This window comes from Streptomyces sp. NPDC058221, assembly GCF_042882365.1.
Taxonomy (GTDB): Bacteria; Actinomycetota; Actinomycetes; order Streptomycetales; family Streptomycetaceae; genus Streptomyces.
The window spans coordinates 1-15,206 of the sequence record NZ_JBHVWF010000174.1 but is presented as its reverse complement, the minus strand read 5'-3'; the positions used below and the strand labels follow the sequence as shown (position 1 = coordinate 15,206).

Below are 15,206 nucleotides of genomic sequence, written 5' to 3'. Positions count from 1 at the left end.
TCCGGGGGGGGGGGCCCCGAACCCCGCCCCGGGGGGCGGCCCACAGCCGTAGTGGCGAGCGCGTCGTTCACCGGCCGGCCGGTGAACGCGGAACCCGGTCCGCACCACGGGGCCGGGCCCGGCCCCGTACTCTTTACCGGGGAGTAGGCAACGGGGGCGGGAGGGAGTCGACGTGGGTGCTGTGAAGGGCAAACGGATGCCGCGCGCCGTGCGCGAGCAGCAGATGATGGATGCCGCGGTGCAGACCTTCGGGCAGCGTGGCTACCGGGCCGCCTCGATGGACGAGATCGCCGAGCTGGCCGGTGTGTCCAAGCCGTTGGTGTATTTGTACCTGAATTCAAAGGACGAGCTGTTCACGGCGTGCATCCGGCGCGAGGCGCAGACGCTGCTCGCGGCGGTGCAGGCGGCGGCGGAGCCGGGGCTGCCGGCCGACCGGCAACTGTGGGCCGGGCTGCGGGCGTTCTTCACCCACACCGCACAGAACCCGGACGGCTGGGCCGTGTTGTACCGGCAGGCGCGTACGCACGGGGAGCCGTTCGCCACCGAGGTGGGCGTGATGCGCGAGGAGATCGTTGCGTTCGTGACGGGTCTGATCGGGGCCGCCGCGCGCGAGGCGCACCACGACCCCGCGCTTGCCGACCGCGATGTGACCGGGCTCGCGCAGGCGTTGGTCGGCGCCGCGGAGGCGCTCGCCGGCTGGGCGAACGAGACTCCGGGCGTCTCGGCCAAGGAGGCCGCGGCCACCTTGATGAACTTCTCCTGGGCCGGTCTGGAGAACCTCATGAACGGCCGGCCCTGGCAGCCGCCGGGGCAGTCCGGGCGCGCGTAGCGTCCGACCGGGCCCGAGTGGGGGCCGGCTCGATCCGGACAGAAGGCTGACCGGATCCGGACGGAAGGCCCCGGGCCGATCCGTACGGACGTCCCCGGCCTCAGGCAAGACCCGTGACGGTCACGGCCACGCGTACGTCGGCGGCCTCCGCCGGGACCACCGTGGCCAGGCAGGATTCGACGGCCTTGCGGGTGGCCCGGGCGACATCCAGCGCACGGGCCTCGCGGCGGGCGACGATCTGGATGTCGATCTGCCGGGGCGAGGTGCCGCTTCCCCGGCTCAGCCGCACCCCCGAGTGGCGCGCGGCCGTCGTGGGCCGCGCGGCGGAGGGCAGTGCCGAGCGCAGCAGCTGTGCCACTCCCGGTCTGAGGAATGCCACTCCTTCGACGGCCTCCACGGCTCGGGCGACTTGCTCCGTGAGTGCGGTCCGTGCCGGGTCGCGGGTCATCGGGTGCCTCCTTCCCCGGTGGACCGGTCGGTGGACCGGTCGGTGGGTTCGCGCAGGTCGGTGATGCGGATATCGATCTCCGTGATGCCGAGGCCCAGTTGTCTGTCCACCGTGTCCAGGACCCGCAGACGGACCTCTTCGGCGAGTTCCCGCAGGTCGGCCGCGACGGGCGCGTGGATGTCCAGGGCCACGTCGATCCGGGCCGGGCCGTGCGGGCCGGGCGGCCCCGGAACGATCCGGCAGGAGCCCGCGCGTACCCCGGTGACCGTCTCGGCTGCGGCGCGGACGGTGCGGGCGGCGACCGCCTCCATGATCCAGATGTCCTCGTCGGGTTCGCCCAGCGGGAGCGGTCGCCCCGGGCGCAGTTCGAGCCGTACGACGTCCATCACGCGCTGGGTCAGCGGGGCGGCGTCGTAGGCCTCCTCGGCATCGGTCTCCTCGCGCAGGTCCCGGACCGCGGATTCGAGACTCTCCAGCTCGTCCACGGCCCGCCGGCAGTGGGGGCAGTCGTCCAGGTGCGGGTCGGGAGCCTGCTGCTCCCAGGTGTCGTAGACGTCGGAGAGGAGGCGTCCGCAGGGCAGCCGCTCGTCGTCCGGGCCGTCGGCGCGTGCGTGGCCGGGAGGGTCGGTGTGGGTGGTCATCGCCAGGCCCCCAGTTCCTGTGTCAGGCAGCGTCGTGCTCGGAAGATACGCGCCCGGACAGCCTCCTGGCTGATGCCGACCGCGGCCGCGATGAACGCGTAGGACTGACCGTCCAGTTCTCTCAGCACCCAGCAGGTGCGCTGTTCGGGCGAGAGCGAGGAGAGCGCGGTCTGGAGCTCCCCGACGGCGGCCCGTGACTCGGCGATCCGGGTCGGCGAGACGGCGTGCTCGGGAGCAGGCACCTCGCCCGCGGCCTCCAGCGGTGCGACCGGCCGCCGGCCGCGCAGGACGTTGAGGCAGCGGTTGGTCACGATCCGGTACATCCAGGTGTGGAAGGACGACTCGTGCCGGAAGCCGGGCAGCTTGCGCCAGGCGGTGATGAGTGCGTCCTGCACGGCGTCCTCCGCCTCCGGAACGCTGCCCAGGAGCCGCGTGGCCAGCCGGATCAGCGTCGGCGCGTGGCGGCGGACGAGGACTGCAAAGGCTTCCTCGTCCCCCTCTGCTGCACGCACGGTCAGCAGTCCGTCGTCGGTGTCGGCCGGTGGGTCGTCGGCCGCCGGCGCGGCATGTCTGCGGGGCCCCGGCACAGGGCGGCTCCTCTCGTCGGTTCTCTGTGGGTTGGACACAGGAACGCCGGTCTTGTGACGCGTGTCCTGTGACACGTGTCTTGATGACGACCGGGACCGGTGGACGGATGCGGCCCGCCCGGTGCCGGTGGGGGCCGCGAAAAGAATCTCCCCGGATTCGCGTCACGGATGCCTCCCGTCGGGGTCTGTCGGTATGAGAGCACTTCGCAGAGCTTGCAGAGAGGACTTCCTCATGACCACGCAGACGGCACCAGTAGCCGAGAACGCCTCCGCCGCCCGGCCGGTGAAGGCCCCCCAGGGGACGACCGCCCTCGTGGGTGGCACCGCGGGTGCGGACGAGCCGGCCGCGACGCGGGGCAGGACGTCGATCGCCGATGTCGTCGTGGTGAAGATCGCGGGCATGGCGGCGCGGGAGATCCCGGGCGTCCACGACATGGGCGGCGGCCTGTCGCGCACGCTCGGCGCCGTCCGCGACCGGGTGCCCGGTGGCCGCCCCAACGTCGGCCGCGGTGTGAAGGTCGAGGTGGGGGAGCGGCAGACCGCGATCGACGTCGACCTGGTCGTCGAGTACGGCGTGGCCATCACGGATGTGGCGCGCGACGTGCGCGAGAACGTCATCGCGGCCGTGGAGCGGATCACCGGTCTGGAGGTCGTGGAGGTCAACGTCACCGTCAACGACGTGCACCTGCCCGAGGACGACGAGGCCGGCCCGGCCGACTCCCGGGTGGAGTGATCCTCGGGCCGCACCATGATCCGCCCGACGAGGTGTGGTCCATCGGACGAGGTGCGGTCCACCGGACGAGATGTGATCCGTCCGACGAGGTGCGGTCCACCGGACGAGGCGTGATCCGCCGAACGAGGAGTGATTCACCGGCCGTTGCGGGACGAGGGCGCGGCCGTCCGTCGCATGATCCGTCGCATGAGAGGTGAGCAGGGATGAGCAGAGCAGCCGCCGGAACGGTCGCGGGGATGGCCCTGGCGTTCGCCGCCTACTTCGGCGGCTTCGGGGCGTTCCTGCTCGTGGCCGCACTCGGCTCGGTCGGTTACGGGGTGGGCCGCTGGCTCGACAACGGGGGCAGCCAGGAAGAACTGCGCGAGCTGTTCGAACGGGGGCGCCGGTGAGCGCCCCGGCGCAGCGGGGCACGACGACCGTCTCGGACCGGGCGGTGCGCAGGATCGTGGAGCGGGCCGCGGCGGAAGCCCTGCCCGGGGACACCTCGGCAGCCGTGGCGCGGGGCTCGGTGGCGGTGCGCGGGCAGCGGGCGCAGGTGCGGATCGGAGTCGCCGTGGCCTATCCGGCGCCGCTGGCGGACACGGTGCGCCGGGTCCAGGAGCACGTCACCGAGCGCACGCGCGGGCTCGCGGGGCTCGAAGTGACCCGGACCGCGGTCCGGGTCGACACGCTCACTCTGCGGGCCGTGCCGGTACCGGCGGCGCAGTCGGAGGAGCGGCCTGCGCGACGGAGAGCGCGCCGCTTCCGGTCGTCGCGCCGGGTGCCGGTGGCCGTGCTTCTGCTGGCGGCCGTCGTGGGCTGCGGCGCCGTGGGACTCGACGTGGTCCGGGTGCACGTCCGGGACCGGCAGGCCGCCGCGTGGCGCACGGGCGCGGTGGACTGGCTGTCGCGGCATGGGCCGGGGGATGTGCCCGTGGTCCTGGGCGGTGCGGCCGTGGCCCTGCTCGGTGTGTGGCTGGTGGTTCTGGCTGTTGCTCCCGGGCAGCGACGGCTGTTGACCCTTGCGGCGCCGGCCTCGTACCCGGACGCGGCCGTCGACCGCTCGGCGGTCCTGGCGCTGATGCACGGCGCGGTGACCGGCGTTGCCGGGACCGGCCGGGTGCGGGTGCGGGTGGGGCGCCGGAGGGTCAGGGTCCGGGCGGGGCTGGCTTTCGGGGAGGTGGCGGCCGTGCGGAGGGAAGTTGATGCGGCGGCCCGCCGGGCGCTGACCGGCTGTCTGCTGGGCCGCACCCCGCGGCTGCGTGTCCAGGTGAGGCCGGAGCCGGTCTGGCGCCCTCCCGAGACTGATGTCCTCGGGCCTGATGTCTCCGAGCGTGATGTCTCCCGGCCTGATCCTCGCGAGCCGGACGTTCCCGAGGAGCCTGCGTCCGGGCCGTCCGGGCCGTCCGGGGCGGCGCCCCTCGGGCAGACGACAGGAGACGCGTGATGGACCGGCGCTCGGCCCTGAACCGGATCGTGCTGGGCGTGACGGGGCTTGCCCTGCTGGCGGGCGGCGGCTGGCTGGCGGGCACCGGCCGGTCCGTCGGCTCCCGGCTGCCGGGCTGGTGGCCCGTGGCGGCGCCGGGCGGTGTCCTGCTGGACCGGGACGGGCTTGCCGGACTGCGCACGCACGGCTGGTGGCTGCCCGCCGTCGTGTGCTGTTCACTCGTGCCGGTCCTGCTGCTCGTACGGTGGTGCGCCGGCCGGGTCCGCAGCGGCGGGCGGTCCTCCCTGAGGCTTCCCTCCGCAGGCGGCGCGGTCCGTTCGGGGGCGCTGGCCGACGCCCTGGCCCGGCGGACGTCCTCGCTCGCGGGGGTGTCCCGCTGCCGGGTGGACGTCAGGGCCCGGCGTGCCCGCCTCCATGTCCGCACCCGCGTCTGGCTCGCTCCGGACGCGGACCCGGCGGAGGTTCTCGCCCCGCTCGCCGCTCTGCGCGCCGAGGCGGAGGAGTCGGCCGCGCCGTACCGGGTCGTCAACCGGGTCCGGATCAGTGCCCGTTCCCCTCGGTCGGCGCAGGTCCGCTGAGGGATTCCCTTGGCGAGGGAGTGCGCGTCGTCGCCCCCGTGAGGTGGATGCGGGCGTCGTCACCGGCGCCGTCGCGGAGCTGGAACCGGGTGCCGTCGGCCGCGTAGGTGACGGTGCCGGGCAGCAGGACGGGTGCCTTGAAGTCGGCCCGCACGGTGTGGATCAGATGGGGTTGCGGGGCCTCGGAGAGGCAGCGTGCCACGGTCCACATGCCGTGAGCGATGGCCCGCGGGAAGCCGAACAGCCTGGCCGTCAGCGGGTAGAGGTGGATGGGGTTGCGGTCGCCCGACGCGGCTCCGTAGCGCCGTCCCAGGTCGGCGGGGAGCCGCCATTCCGTGAGGGCGGGGAGCGCCGGTCCGGGGGCGGCGGGAGCCGGGGCCGTACCCGTACCCGTACGTGTGGCGTGGCGGGAGAGATAGCCGCTTCGGGACTCCCACACCAGCTCGCCCTCCAGCCGCGCCTCGGTGACCACGGTGACCTCGGTGCCGCGCCGGTGCGGCGTCAACTTCTCTGCGTACACCGTGAGTTCGATGTGGTCCGTCGGGTGCAGCGGGCGGTGGGCGGTGATCTCGATCCAGGTGTGGACGAGTCCGGTGACCGGCAGCGGGAAGCGCCGCCGGGTCATCAGCCGCATGGCCAGCGGGAAGGCCAGGACGTGTGGGTAGGTGACCGGCAGGGAGCCCGATTCGGCGAAGCCGCAGATCCTGCTGTACGCGGCCAGCGGTCCGGCCGCCAGGGGTGCGGCCGGGCGGGTCGGCCGGTCGGCCGGGAGTGTGGCGCCCGGCCTGCCCCCCTTCTTGAACGGGGAGGTGAGGGCGCCGCGCGCCAGGGACAGGATCAGGCTGGGCACCGGCTCACGCTCCCAGCAGGCTCTGGCCGCAGACCCGGACGACCTGGCCGTTGACGGCGCTCGACGCGGGCTGGGCGAACCAGGCGGTCGTCTCGGCGACGTCGACCGGGAGGCCGCCCTGCGAGAGGGAGTTCATCCGGCGGCCCGCCTCGCGGATGAAGAGCGGGACGGCCGCGGTCATCTTCGTCTCGATGAAGCCGGGGGCGACCGCGTTGAGCGTGACGCCGTGGTCGGCGGCGGCGCGCGGGGCGAGTGAGCGGACCAGGCCGATGATGCCGGCCTTGCTGGCGGCGTAGTTGGTCTGGCCGTTGTTTCCGGCGATGCCCGCGATGGAGGCGGTGGCGACGATCCGGCCGCCGCGGTTGACGGTGCCGGTCTTCAGCAGTGCGTCGGTGGTGCGCAGGACGCTGTCGAGGTTGACGTCGATGACCGAGGCCCAGCGGTCGGCGGGCATGTTGGCGAGCCGTCGGTCGCGGGTGATGCCGGCGTTGTGGACGAGGATGTCGAGGCCGTCCGGGGCGGCGGCGGCGATCAGGGTGGCCGCGTCGTCGGCGGTGATGTCCAGCGGGAGGGCGGTGGCGCCGAGCCGGTCGGCTGTGCGTACCAGGTCCTCCTGGGCCTGCGGGATGTCCAGGCAGATGACGTGGGCGCCGTCCCGGGCCAGCACCTGGGCGACGGAGGCGCCGATGCCGCGGGCCGCGCCGGTGACCAGTGCGGTGCGTCCGGCGAGCGGGGCGGCCCAGTCGGCGACCGGGTCGGGGGCGGCCGATGTCACCTCGATGACCTGGCCGCTGATGTATGCGGACCGGGGTGACAGCAGGAAGCGCAGGGTGGATTCGGCGCCCGCGACGGCGCCGGGTGCCAGCCGCAGCAGCTGCACGGTGGCGCCCTTGCCGATCTCCTTGCCGAGGGAGCGCACAAAGCCTTCGAGTGCCTGCTGGGCGGCGGCCTGGTGGTGGTCGTCGGGGGAGGGGCGCACTCCGAGGACGACGACGCGGCCGCCGGGTGCGAGCGAGCGGACGACGGGGTGCAGGGCGGCGTGCACGTCGCCGAGTCCGGCGGCCGTGTCGACTGCGGTGGCGTCCAGGACGATGGCGGCGGGCCGGTCGGCGCTCGCGGTGACTTCGAGGCCGGTCGCGGCGAGGATCGTCGCGAGGCCGTCCGTCACGGTGGAGTCCCCGGCGGTGAGGTGCAGGACCGGGCCGGTCAGCGACTGGCTCTCCAGCGACCAGCGGCGCAGCGGTGCGGGCTGCGGCAGGCCGGTTCGCCGGGCCAGAAATCGGCCGGTTGCTGTGCCGGTGAAGTGCAGATAGCGGTCGGCCATTGTCCAGACTCCCTGCTCGGTCGTAGATTTACTCCGGAGTAAGGTTACTCAAGAGTCAGGAGTTGGTCGAGATGAGTTGGTCGAGTTGATCCCCCTCGCACTCCCGCAGCCCCGCCGGGTCGCGGTCATCGGCGGCAGCCGCATCCCCTTCGCCCGCTCCGACGGGCCGTACGCGCAGGCCTCCAACCAGCAGATGCTCACCGCCGCGCTGGACGGTCTGGTCGAACGGTTCGGGCTCCAGGGGCAGCAGGTCGGCGAGTTCGCCGCGGGCGCCGTCCTCAAGCACAGCCGGGACTTCAACCTGGCCAGGGAGACCGTGCTCGGCTCGCGGCTCGACCCGCGCACCCCCGCGTACGACATCCAACAGGCCTGCGGCACCGGCCTGCAGGCCGTCATCGCCGCCGCCAACAAGATCATGCTCGGCGCCGTCGACTCCGCGATCGCGGGCGGCGCGGACACCACGAGCGACGCACCGCTCGGCGTCAACGACGAGCTGCGCAGGCTGCTGCTTTCGGCCCGGCGGGCGAAGTCGACGGGCGGCAGGGCGGCGGCCCTCGCGAAGGTACGTCCCCGGCACCTCGTCCCGGACATCCCGCGCAACGCCGAACCCCGCACCGGCCTCTCGATGGGCGACCACGCGGCGGTCACCGCCCGGCAGTGGGACATCGGCCGCGCGGACCAGGACCTGCTCGCCGCCACCAGCCATCAGCGCCTCGCCGCCGCGTACGACCGCGGATTCCTGGACGACCTCGTCGTCCCGTACCTCGGCCTGGACCGCGACCAGAACCTGCGCCCCGGCTCCACGGTGGAGAAACTCGCCACGCTGAAACCGGTGTTCGGCGCGGACCACCCGGACGCGACGATGACCGCGGGCAACTCGACCCCGCTCACGGACGGCGCCGCGACGGTGCTGCTGGCGAGCGAGGAGTGGGCCGAGCGGCACGGTCTCGAACCCCTGGCCTACCTCTCGCTGTACGAGACGGCCGCGGTCGACTACGTGGGCGGCGAGGACGGGCTGCTGATGGCGCCCGCGTACGCCGTGCCGCGGCTGCTGGAGAGGGCCGGGCTGACCATGGAGGACTTCGATCTCTTCGAGGTGCACGAGGCCTTCGCCTCCCAGGTGCTCGCCACGCTGGCCGCCTGGGAGAAGCAGGGGCTCGCGCCCGTCGACCGGGCGAAGCTCAATGTGGCCGGCTCCTCGCTGGCGACCGGGCACCCGTTCGCCGCGACGGGCGCGCGGATCGTGGCCACCCTCGCCGGGCTCCTCGCGGAACGGGACGCCCCGGGCCGCGGGCTGATCTCGATCTGCGCGGCGGGCGGCCAGGGCGTCACAGCCGTCCTCGAACGCGTCTGAACCGTCCGGGGCGTGCTCCGGAAGCAACGCCTGCCGCCAGGACCGCGGACCGGGCGGAACCTTCACGACACGCCCCGGGCCCGACCGGATCCGAACCCGCCCGACCCCGATGCCGAGGAGCCGCACGTGTCCACGCCACCCGCCACCACCACCGCGCCCGTCCTGGTCGAGCCGACCAAGGTCAGGGCGGCCGACGGCAGCGTCCAGCAGGTCTCCGTACCGTCGTTCGCCCCGCCCGTCCGCCGCGGCTCGCTCGCCGAGATCCCGTTCGACAACGCCCGCGAGGCCCCGGCCGATGCCGTCCTCAGCCGCAAGCAGCCCGACGGCAGCTGGCAGGACGTATCGGCGGCGGATTTCGCGGGCGAGGTGCTCGCCGTCGCCAAGGGCCTGATCGCGGAAGGGCTGCGGGGTGGCGACCGCATCGCGATCATGGCCCGCACGACGTACGAGTGGACGCTGCTCGACTTCGCGGCCTGGGCCGCCGGGTTGGTCACCGTCCCCGTCTACCCGACCTCCTCCGCCTTTCAGGCCCGCTGGATACTCCAGGACTCGGGTGCGGTCGCCTGCGCGGTCGAGACGGCCGAACAGGGCCGTGTCATCAGCCAGGAACGTAAACAGCTCGGTGACCTCGCCCACCTCTGGCAGTTCGACACGGGGGCGCTGGACCGGCTCAAGAAGCTCGGCCGTGACATCCCCGACGACACCGTCGCGGCCCGTCGCGCCACGCTGGAACCGGAGACCCCCGCCACCCTCATCTACACCTCGGGCACCACCGGCCGCCCCAAGGGCTGTGTGCTGACCCACGGCAACTTCTTCGCCGAGGTCGACAACGCCATCGAGCTGCTGCACCCGGTCTTCAAATCGGTCAGCAAGTACCCGGCGTCGACCCTGCTGTTCCTGCCGCTGTCGCACGTCTTCGGCCGGATGGTCGCCATCGGCTGTCTGCGCGCCCGGGTCCGCCTCGGCCATGCCCCGTCCATCAAGACGGAGGACCTGCTCGCCGATCTGGCCGGGTTCAAGCCCTCGTTCCTGCTGGCCATCCCGTACGTCCTGGAGAAGGTCTACAACACCGGCCGGGCCACCGCCGAGAAGATGGGCCGCGCCTCGTCCTTCGACCGGGCCGCCCGGATCGCCCAGCGGTACGGCCGGGCCGTCGAGGCCGCCGAACACGGCACCGGCCCCGGCCCCGGCCTGGGCCTGCGGGCCGCCCGCGCGCTGTACGACCCGCTGGTCTACCGCCGCATCCGGGCCGCACTCGGCGGCCATGTCCGGTACGCGATCTGCGGCGGCTCCCCGCTCGGCGGGCGGCTCGCCGCCTTCTACGCCGGTGCCGGCATCGAGATCTTCGAGGGCTACGGACTGACGGAGACCACCGCCGCCGCCACCGTCACCCCGCCGCTGAGACCCCGGCTGGGCACGGTCGGCTGGCCGATGCCGGGCACCGCCGTACGCATCGCCGAGGACGGCGAGGTGCTGCTCAGCGGCGGCCAGGTGTTCCAGGGCTACTGGGACACCGAGCGCGGCGAGGCCGTGCCCGCGCTGGACGGCGGCTGGTTCGCCACCGGCGACCTGGGGGCGCTCGATGAGGACGGCTATCTCACGATCACCGGCCGCAAGAAGGACATCATCATCACCTCGGGCGGCAAGAACGTCACCCCGGCCCCGCTGGAGGACTGGCTGCGCGCCCATCCGCTGGTCAGCCAGTGCATGGTGGTCGGCGACAACCGCTCGTTCATCACCGCCCTGATCACCCTGGAGCAGGACGGGCTGTCGCACTGGCGGCAGATGAAGAAGAAGCAGGGCGTCCCGATGCGTGAGCTGGTCCGGGACGAGGAGCTGCACAGCACGCTGCAGCGTGCGGTCGACGAGGCCAACCGGCTCGTCTCGCGTGCCGAGTCGATCCGGAAGTTCACCGTCCTGCCGGTGGACTTCACCGAGGAGGGCGGCCATCTCACGCCGTCGCTCAAGCTGAAGCGGGACGCCATCGCGCGGGACTTCGCGGCGGAGATCGAGGAGCTGTACCGCAAGTGAGACCGCGGCGGGCCCCTGCCCTGCGGGGAAGGGGTCTGCCGCAACCTTCGTCGTCCGTCCGGCTACTTTCGTCCGGCGGTCCTGGCCCATCGGCCGATGCCCGTCGCACGGTGTCCGGCCTAGCTTCGGAGGCATGGCCCCCGAACGCGCACGCCATCACCGCTTCCGGTCGGCGATCGGCCTCTTCCTGCTGGCACCGCTGATCGGCGAGTTCCTGCTGGGGAACCAGCCGGTCACCGCCCTGCCCTCGGTGTTCCTGCTCGCGCCCCTGTACGGCGGCGGTGCGCTGCTGGTGCGGGAGGCCGCCCGGCGCGCGGGACGCGGCTGGCCCACGATGATCCTGCTCGGGGCGGCCTACGCGCTGGTCGAGGAGGGGCTTGTCGACCAGATGCTGTGGAATCCGCACTACGGCGGCTTCGACCTGGGCGCCGCGTACGCAGGGTTCCGGGTGCCGCTGCTGGACACCAGCGTGCAGCTCCTCCAGGACGTACTGACGATGCACACCGTGTGGAGCATCTGCGTGCCCATCGCCCTGGTCGAGGCCTTCGCCCGGGACGGCGACCGCACCCGGCCCTGGCTCGGGCTCCCCGGCCTTTCGGTGACCGCCCTCGTCTTCGCGGCCGGCTCGGGCTTCCTCGCCCTGGCGCAGGTGGAGTCCGAGGACTTCACGGCCACGCCGGCGCAGTTCGCCGGTGCGGGTCTCGTCGTCGCCGCGCTGATCACCGCGGCCTTCCTGTGCCGCCCGCCGGGCGCGCGGCACGGAACCGGCCGGCGGCCACCCGCCCCCTGGGCGGTCGGCGCGCTGTCCTTCGCCGCCACGAGCGCCTACTGGGGACGGGAGTACCTGCCGGACGGGGTGCCGGCGGTGGTGCCGGTCATCGGCTGGGCCGTGCTGCTGGCGGCGGTTCTGGTGCCGTGCGTCCGCTGGGCGCGCAGCGAGCGGTGGTCCGGGGCGCACCGGACCGGGCTCGCCGGGGGCGCTCTGCTCACCTATGCCTGGGTGGGGTTCGAGCAGGGGAGGTATCTCGATGTGTCCCGCGCCACCGGCCTCATCGGCGGTGCGGTGTTCACGGCGGGCGCGCTGGTGCTGCTGGCGGCGGCCGCGCGGGCGGGGACGGAGTCGGATGCGCGGTCGGGTGCGCGGTCCGGTGCGGACCGGGTTCCGGGTTCACCCCCGCCTCTTGTCTGATAGAGCGTCAGGTACGACGATGGCCCCCGCGCCCGTCAGATGACGATGCGTCAGATTTCGGGGAAGGAGGCCGTTCGGTGCCGATACTGCCCGCCGGACCGCTGTCGTACGGGATGCAGCTCCCGATCCAGTCACAGAGCGCCATCTACGCGGAGCCGTGGGAGGCCGGGGCCACCCCCGCGGACCTCGCCGAGATCGCCCGCACCGCCGACCGTGCCGGCTTCGCCTATCTGGCGAGCTGCGACCACGTCGCCATTCCGCGCCGGCTCGCGGAGGGCATGAGCACGGTCTGGTACGACCCGGTGGCCACGCTCGGCTTCCTCGCCGGCGTCACCGAGCGCGTGCTGCTGATGAGCCATGTCGCCGTCGTCGGACTGCGTCATCCGCTGGCCACCGCCAAGCAGTACGCGACCCTCGACCACCTCAGCGGCGGCCGGCTGATCCTCGGGGTGGGGGCCGGGCACGTCCGGGAGGAGTTCGACGCGCTCGGGGCGGACTTCGCCGGGCGGGGCGCCGTGCTCGACGAGACCGTGGACGCCCTGAAGGCCGCGCTCGGACCGGAGGAGTACCCGGAGTTCGCCGGGGAGCGGTTCTCCTTCAGCGGCCTCGGCCAGCTGCCCAGGCCCGCCCAGGAGTGGGTGCCGATCTGGGTGGGCGGCTCCTCGCCCGCGGCGGTGCGCCGGGCGGCCGTGCGCGGGGACGGCTGGCTGCCGCAGGGGGACCCGCGGCAGAAGCTGCCCGCGCAGATCGCCCGGCTGCACGCCCTGCGCGAGGAGGCGGGGATCGAAGCGCCGATCGTCGTCGGCGCCATCACCGAGCCGCTGTACGTGGGCGAGCCGGACTGGTCCGTGGGGCGGCGCACCCTCAGCGGGAAGCCGGAGGCGCTCGCCGATTCGCTGCGGGAGTACGCGGCGATGGGCGTGCACCAGATCCAGGTGCGGTTCCGCAGCCGCGGCCGGACCGAACTGACCGATCAGATGGCGGCGTTCGCCGCCGATGTCGCACCTCACCTCGACAGGTAGGAGTCAGGACATGGGCAAGCTGGACGGGCGGACCGTGCTGATCAGCGGCGCGGCACGCGGACAGGGTGAGCAGGAGGCGCGGCTCTTCGCCGCCGAGGGCGCGCGGGTGGTGATCGCCGATGTGCTCGACGAGCAGGGCGAGGCGCTCGCGAAGGAACTGGGCGAGGAGAAGGCCCTGTTCGTGCACCTGGACGTGAGCCGGGAGGCGGACTGGCAGGCCGCCGTCGCCGCCGCGAAGGGTGCCTTCGGCAGGATCGACGGGCTGGTCAACAACGCGGGGATCCTGCGGTTCAACGAGCTGGTGAGCACGCCGCTGGAGGAGTTCCAGCAGATCGTGCAGGTCAACCAGGTGGGGGCCTTCCTGGGGATCAGGACCGTCGCGCCGGAGATCGAGGCGGCGGGCGGCGGGACCATCGTCAACACGGCCTCGTACACCGGGCTCACCGGCATGGCGTTCGTGGGCGCGTACGCCGCGACCAAGCACGCGGTCCTCGGTCTGACCAAGGTGGCGGCGCTGGAGCTGGCGGCGAAGGGCATCCGCGTCAACGCCGTCTGCCCGGGGGCCGTGGACACCCCGATGACCAATCCCGCGGCGCTGGACCCGGACGCGGACCCCGAGGCGTCGAAGGCCGCGGTGGACGAGCTCTACCGCAAGCTCGTCCCGCTCGGCAGGATCGGCCGGCCCGAGGAGGTGGCGGCGCTCGCGCTGTTCCTGAGCTCGGACGACTCCTCGTACATCACCGGGCAGCCGTTCGTCATCGACGGCGGCTGGCTGGCCGGGGTCAGCCTCTTCTGAGCGGACGGCCGCCGCGCGATCGCGCGGTCGCACGCCGCACGGCCGCGTGGTCGCATCCGACCGCACCTGACGAGGTGTCAGGTATTGACGGGTCAGGGTGTCGGTGGAACAGTCGGACGCATCAGAATCTGACGGAGTGTCAGAAACGATTGAGGACGGTGAACCCCCTTGGAATTCGGGCTCTTTGTACAGGGGTATGTGCCCGCCGCGCGGGCCGAGGCGGACCCCGGGGCAGAGCACAAGGCGCTGATCGAGGAGACCGAGTACGTCATCCAGGCGGACAAGTCCGGCTTCAAGTACGCCTGGGCCTCCGAGCACCACTTCCTGGAGGAGTACTCGCATCTCTCGGCCAACGACGTGTACCTGGGCTACCTCGCGCACGCCACGGACCGCATCCACCTCGGATCCGGCATCTTCAACCCGCTGGCTCCGGTCAACCACCCGGTGAAGGTGGCCGAGAAGGTGGCCATGATGGACCATCTCTCGGAAGGGCGCTTCGAGTTCGGCTCCGGCCGAGGGGCCGGCACCCACGAGATCCTCGGGTTCATGCCGGGCATCACCGACATGAACCACACCAAGGAACTCTGGGAAGAGACCATCGCCGAGTTCCCCAAGATGTGGCTCCAGGACGAGTATGTCGGCTTCCAGGGCAAGCACTGGTCGCTGCCGCCGCGCAAGATCCTGCCGAAGCCGTACGGGAAGTCGCACCCGGCGATGTGGTACGCGGCCGGATCGCCGTCCTCGTACGCCATGGCGGGCAAGAAGGGGCTCGGCGTGCTGGGCTTCAGCGTGCAGAAGGTCTCCGACATGGAGTGGGTCGTCGACTCGTACAAGACGGCCGTCAAGGACGCCGAGCCGGTCGGCGACTTCGTCAACGACAACGTCATGGTCACCTCGACGGCGATCTGCGCCGAGACCCATGCCAAGGCCGTCGAGATCGCGGTGGGCGGCGGGCTGAACTACCTGCAGTCGCTGCTGTTCCGCTACCACGACACCTTCCCCCGGCCGGAGGGGATTCCGGAGTGGCCGGAGCTGCTGCCGGAGTACTCCGAGGAGATCATCGAACTCCTCATCGCCGAGGAGCTGATGATCTGCGGGGACCCGGACGAGGTGCTGGGCCAGTGCCGGCGGTGGGAGCGGGCGGGGGCGGACCAGCTGAGCTTCGGGATGCCGATCGGGATCAGTCCCGAGGACACGCTGAACTCGATCAAGCTGATCGGTGAGCACGTGATCCCGAAGATCGACACGGACCCGGTCCACCGGACGACCCGGTTCCGCAACGCGGCATGACCAGCCTCGCCGGCGTTTGAGGCGCGGGGTGGGGGGGGGGGGCCCCGCCCCCCCCCCCCGGCGGGAATAGAAATAAACAAGCCCCCCACCACAAAAGCGGAAGGGCAT

The 15,206-nt window shown here is 72.7% G+C and carries 16 protein-coding genes; 11 read left to right on the top strand and 5 right to left on the bottom strand.

Going from position 1 to position 15,206, the window contains the following annotated elements:
- Positions 1-196 precede the first annotated feature (196 nt).
- Entirely contained in the window at positions 197-829 is a 633-nt protein-coding gene (locus ACFVW8_RS34310; RefSeq protein WP_389697073.1) for a TetR/AcrR family transcriptional regulator, read from the top strand.
- A 100-nt stretch (positions 830-929) separates the two neighbouring features.
- Here the strand turns inward: ACFVW8_RS34310 and ACFVW8_RS34305 are convergent, their stop codons facing one another.
- Genes ACFVW8_RS34305 through ACFVW8_RS34295 form a run of 3 tightly spaced genes read right to left on the bottom strand, consistent with a single transcriptional unit; the run spans position 930 to position 2,505 of the window.
- Positions 930-1,277 carry a hypothetical protein gene (locus tag ACFVW8_RS34305; protein ID WP_389697071.1) on the bottom strand — a complete coding sequence of 116 codons (348 nt, stop codon included), beginning with the start codon at positions 1,275-1,277 and terminating at the stop codon, positions 930-932.
- Complete coding sequence (locus tag ACFVW8_RS34300) at positions 1,274-1,918, bottom strand: Asp23/Gls24 family envelope stress response protein (protein ID WP_389697069.1); 645 nt, start codon at positions 1,916-1,918, stop codon at positions 1,274-1,276. The genes ACFVW8_RS34305 and ACFVW8_RS34300 overlap by 4 nt, the downstream gene beginning before the upstream one ends.
- Complete coding sequence (locus ACFVW8_RS34295; protein ID WP_389697067.1) at positions 1,915-2,505, bottom strand: RNA polymerase sigma factor; 591 nt, start codon at positions 2,503-2,505, stop codon at positions 1,915-1,917. The genes ACFVW8_RS34300 and ACFVW8_RS34295 overlap by 4 nt, the downstream gene beginning before the upstream one ends.
- Before the next feature lie 232 nt (positions 2,506-2,737).
- Here ACFVW8_RS34295 and ACFVW8_RS34290 point away from each other — a divergent pair, with 232 nt between their 5' ends.
- The 4 genes from ACFVW8_RS34290 (at position 2,738) to ACFVW8_RS34275 (ending at position 5,242) form a co-directional block, all read left to right on the top strand.
- The gene (locus ACFVW8_RS34290) at positions 2,738-3,238 is read left to right on the top strand and encodes an Asp23/Gls24 family envelope stress response protein (protein ID WP_389697065.1); all 501 of its coding nucleotides are present in this window, start codon (positions 2,738-2,740) and stop codon (positions 3,236-3,238) included.
- A gap of 203 nt (positions 3,239-3,441) precedes the next feature.
- Positions 3,442-3,627 (top strand): hypothetical protein, encoded by a 186-nt coding sequence (locus ACFVW8_RS34285; RefSeq protein ID WP_389697063.1) that lies wholly within the window; start codon positions 3,442-3,444, stop codon positions 3,625-3,627.
- Positions 3,624-4,664 carry a DUF6286 domain-containing Asp23/Gls24 family envelope stress response protein gene (locus ACFVW8_RS34280; protein ID WP_389697061.1) on the top strand — a complete coding sequence of 347 codons (1,041 nt, stop codon included), beginning with the start codon at positions 3,624-3,626 and terminating at the stop codon, positions 4,662-4,664. Before ACFVW8_RS34285 ends, ACFVW8_RS34280 begins: the two co-directional genes overlap by 4 nt.
- The gene (locus ACFVW8_RS34275; protein WP_389697059.1) at positions 4,664-5,242 is read left to right on the top strand and encodes a hypothetical protein; all 579 of its coding nucleotides are present in this window, start codon (positions 4,664-4,666) and stop codon (positions 5,240-5,242) included. Before ACFVW8_RS34280 ends, ACFVW8_RS34275 begins: the two co-directional genes overlap by 1 nt.
- Here the strand turns inward: ACFVW8_RS34275 and ACFVW8_RS34270 are convergent.
- Positions 5,205-6,092, bottom strand: coding sequence for a MaoC/PaaZ C-terminal domain-containing protein (locus ACFVW8_RS34270; protein WP_389697057.1), 888 nt, complete (start codon positions 6,090-6,092; stop codon positions 5,205-5,207). The two genes, ACFVW8_RS34275 and ACFVW8_RS34270, sit on opposite strands and share 38 nt — an antisense overlap.
- 4 nt (positions 6,093-6,096) lie before the next feature.
- Positions 6,097-7,416 carry a 3-oxoacyl-ACP reductase gene (locus ACFVW8_RS34265; RefSeq protein WP_389697055.1) on the bottom strand — a complete coding sequence of 440 codons (1,320 nt, stop codon included), beginning with the start codon at positions 7,414-7,416 and terminating at the stop codon, positions 6,097-6,099.
- A gap of 76 nt (positions 7,417-7,492) precedes the next feature.
- Between ACFVW8_RS34265 and ACFVW8_RS34260 the strand changes: the two genes are divergently transcribed.
- The 6 genes from ACFVW8_RS34260 (at position 7,493) to ACFVW8_RS34235 (ending at position 15,098) form a co-directional block, all read left to right on the top strand.
- Entirely contained in the window at positions 7,493-8,770 is a 1,278-nt protein-coding gene (locus ACFVW8_RS34260) for an acetyl-CoA C-acetyltransferase (protein ID WP_389697053.1), read from the top strand.
- 126 nt (positions 8,771-8,896) lie between these two features.
- Entirely contained in the window at positions 8,897-10,801 is a 1,905-nt protein-coding gene (locus tag ACFVW8_RS34255; protein WP_389697051.1) for an AMP-dependent synthetase/ligase, read from the top strand.
- Positions 10,802-10,934: 133 nt separating this feature from the next.
- Positions 10,935-11,990: a hypothetical protein gene (locus ACFVW8_RS34250; RefSeq protein WP_389697049.1), complete on the top strand. Its 1,056-nt coding sequence runs from the start codon at positions 10,935-10,937 to the stop codon at positions 11,988-11,990.
- A 77-nt stretch (positions 11,991-12,067) separates the two neighbouring features.
- Positions 12,068-13,012: an LLM class F420-dependent oxidoreductase gene (locus tag ACFVW8_RS34245; protein ID WP_389697047.1), complete on the top strand. Its 945-nt coding sequence runs from the start codon at positions 12,068-12,070 to the stop codon at positions 13,010-13,012.
- A 10-nt stretch (positions 13,013-13,022) separates the two neighbouring features.
- Positions 13,023-13,808: an SDR family NAD(P)-dependent oxidoreductase gene (locus ACFVW8_RS34240; protein ID WP_389697046.1), complete on the top strand. Its 786-nt coding sequence runs from the start codon at positions 13,023-13,025 to the stop codon at positions 13,806-13,808.
- Between the two features lie 168 nt (positions 13,809-13,976).
- Positions 13,977-15,098 (top strand): LLM class flavin-dependent oxidoreductase, encoded by a 1,122-nt coding sequence (locus ACFVW8_RS34235; protein ID WP_389697044.1) that lies wholly within the window; start codon positions 13,977-13,979, stop codon positions 15,096-15,098.
- Positions 15,099-15,206: the final 108 nt, after the last annotated feature.

Bases quoted from the DNA above. Each gene is read 5' to 3' on its own strand.
- ACFVW8_RS34265 (WP_389697055.1), bottom strand. From the start codon at position 7,416: ATGGCCGACCGCTATCTGCACTTCACCGGCACAGCAACCGGCCGATTT.
- ACFVW8_RS34310 (WP_389697073.1), top strand. From the start codon at position 197: ATGCCGCGCGCCGTGCGCGAGCAGCAGATGATGGATGCCGCGGTGCAG.
- ACFVW8_RS34290 (WP_389697065.1), top strand. From the start codon at position 2,738: ATGACCACGCAGACGGCACCAGTAGCCGAGAACGCCTCCGCCGCCCGG.
- ACFVW8_RS34240 (WP_389697046.1), top strand. From the start codon at position 13,023: ATGGGCAAGCTGGACGGGCGGACCGTGCTGATCAGCGGCGCGGCACGC.
- ACFVW8_RS34305 (WP_389697071.1), bottom strand. From the start codon at position 1,277: ATGACCCGCGACCCGGCACGGACCGCACTCACGGAGCAAGTCGCCCGA.
- ACFVW8_RS34250 (WP_389697049.1), top strand. From the start codon at position 10,935: ATGGCCCCCGAACGCGCACGCCATCACCGCTTCCGGTCGGCGATCGGC.
- ACFVW8_RS34300 (WP_389697069.1), bottom strand. From the start codon at position 1,918: ATGACCACCCACACCGACCCTCCCGGCCACGCACGCGCCGACGGCCCG.
- ACFVW8_RS34275 (WP_389697059.1), top strand. From the start codon at position 4,664: ATGGACCGGCGCTCGGCCCTGAACCGGATCGTGCTGGGCGTGACGGGG.
- ACFVW8_RS34285 (WP_389697063.1), top strand. From the start codon at position 3,442: ATGAGCAGAGCAGCCGCCGGAACGGTCGCGGGGATGGCCCTGGCGTTC.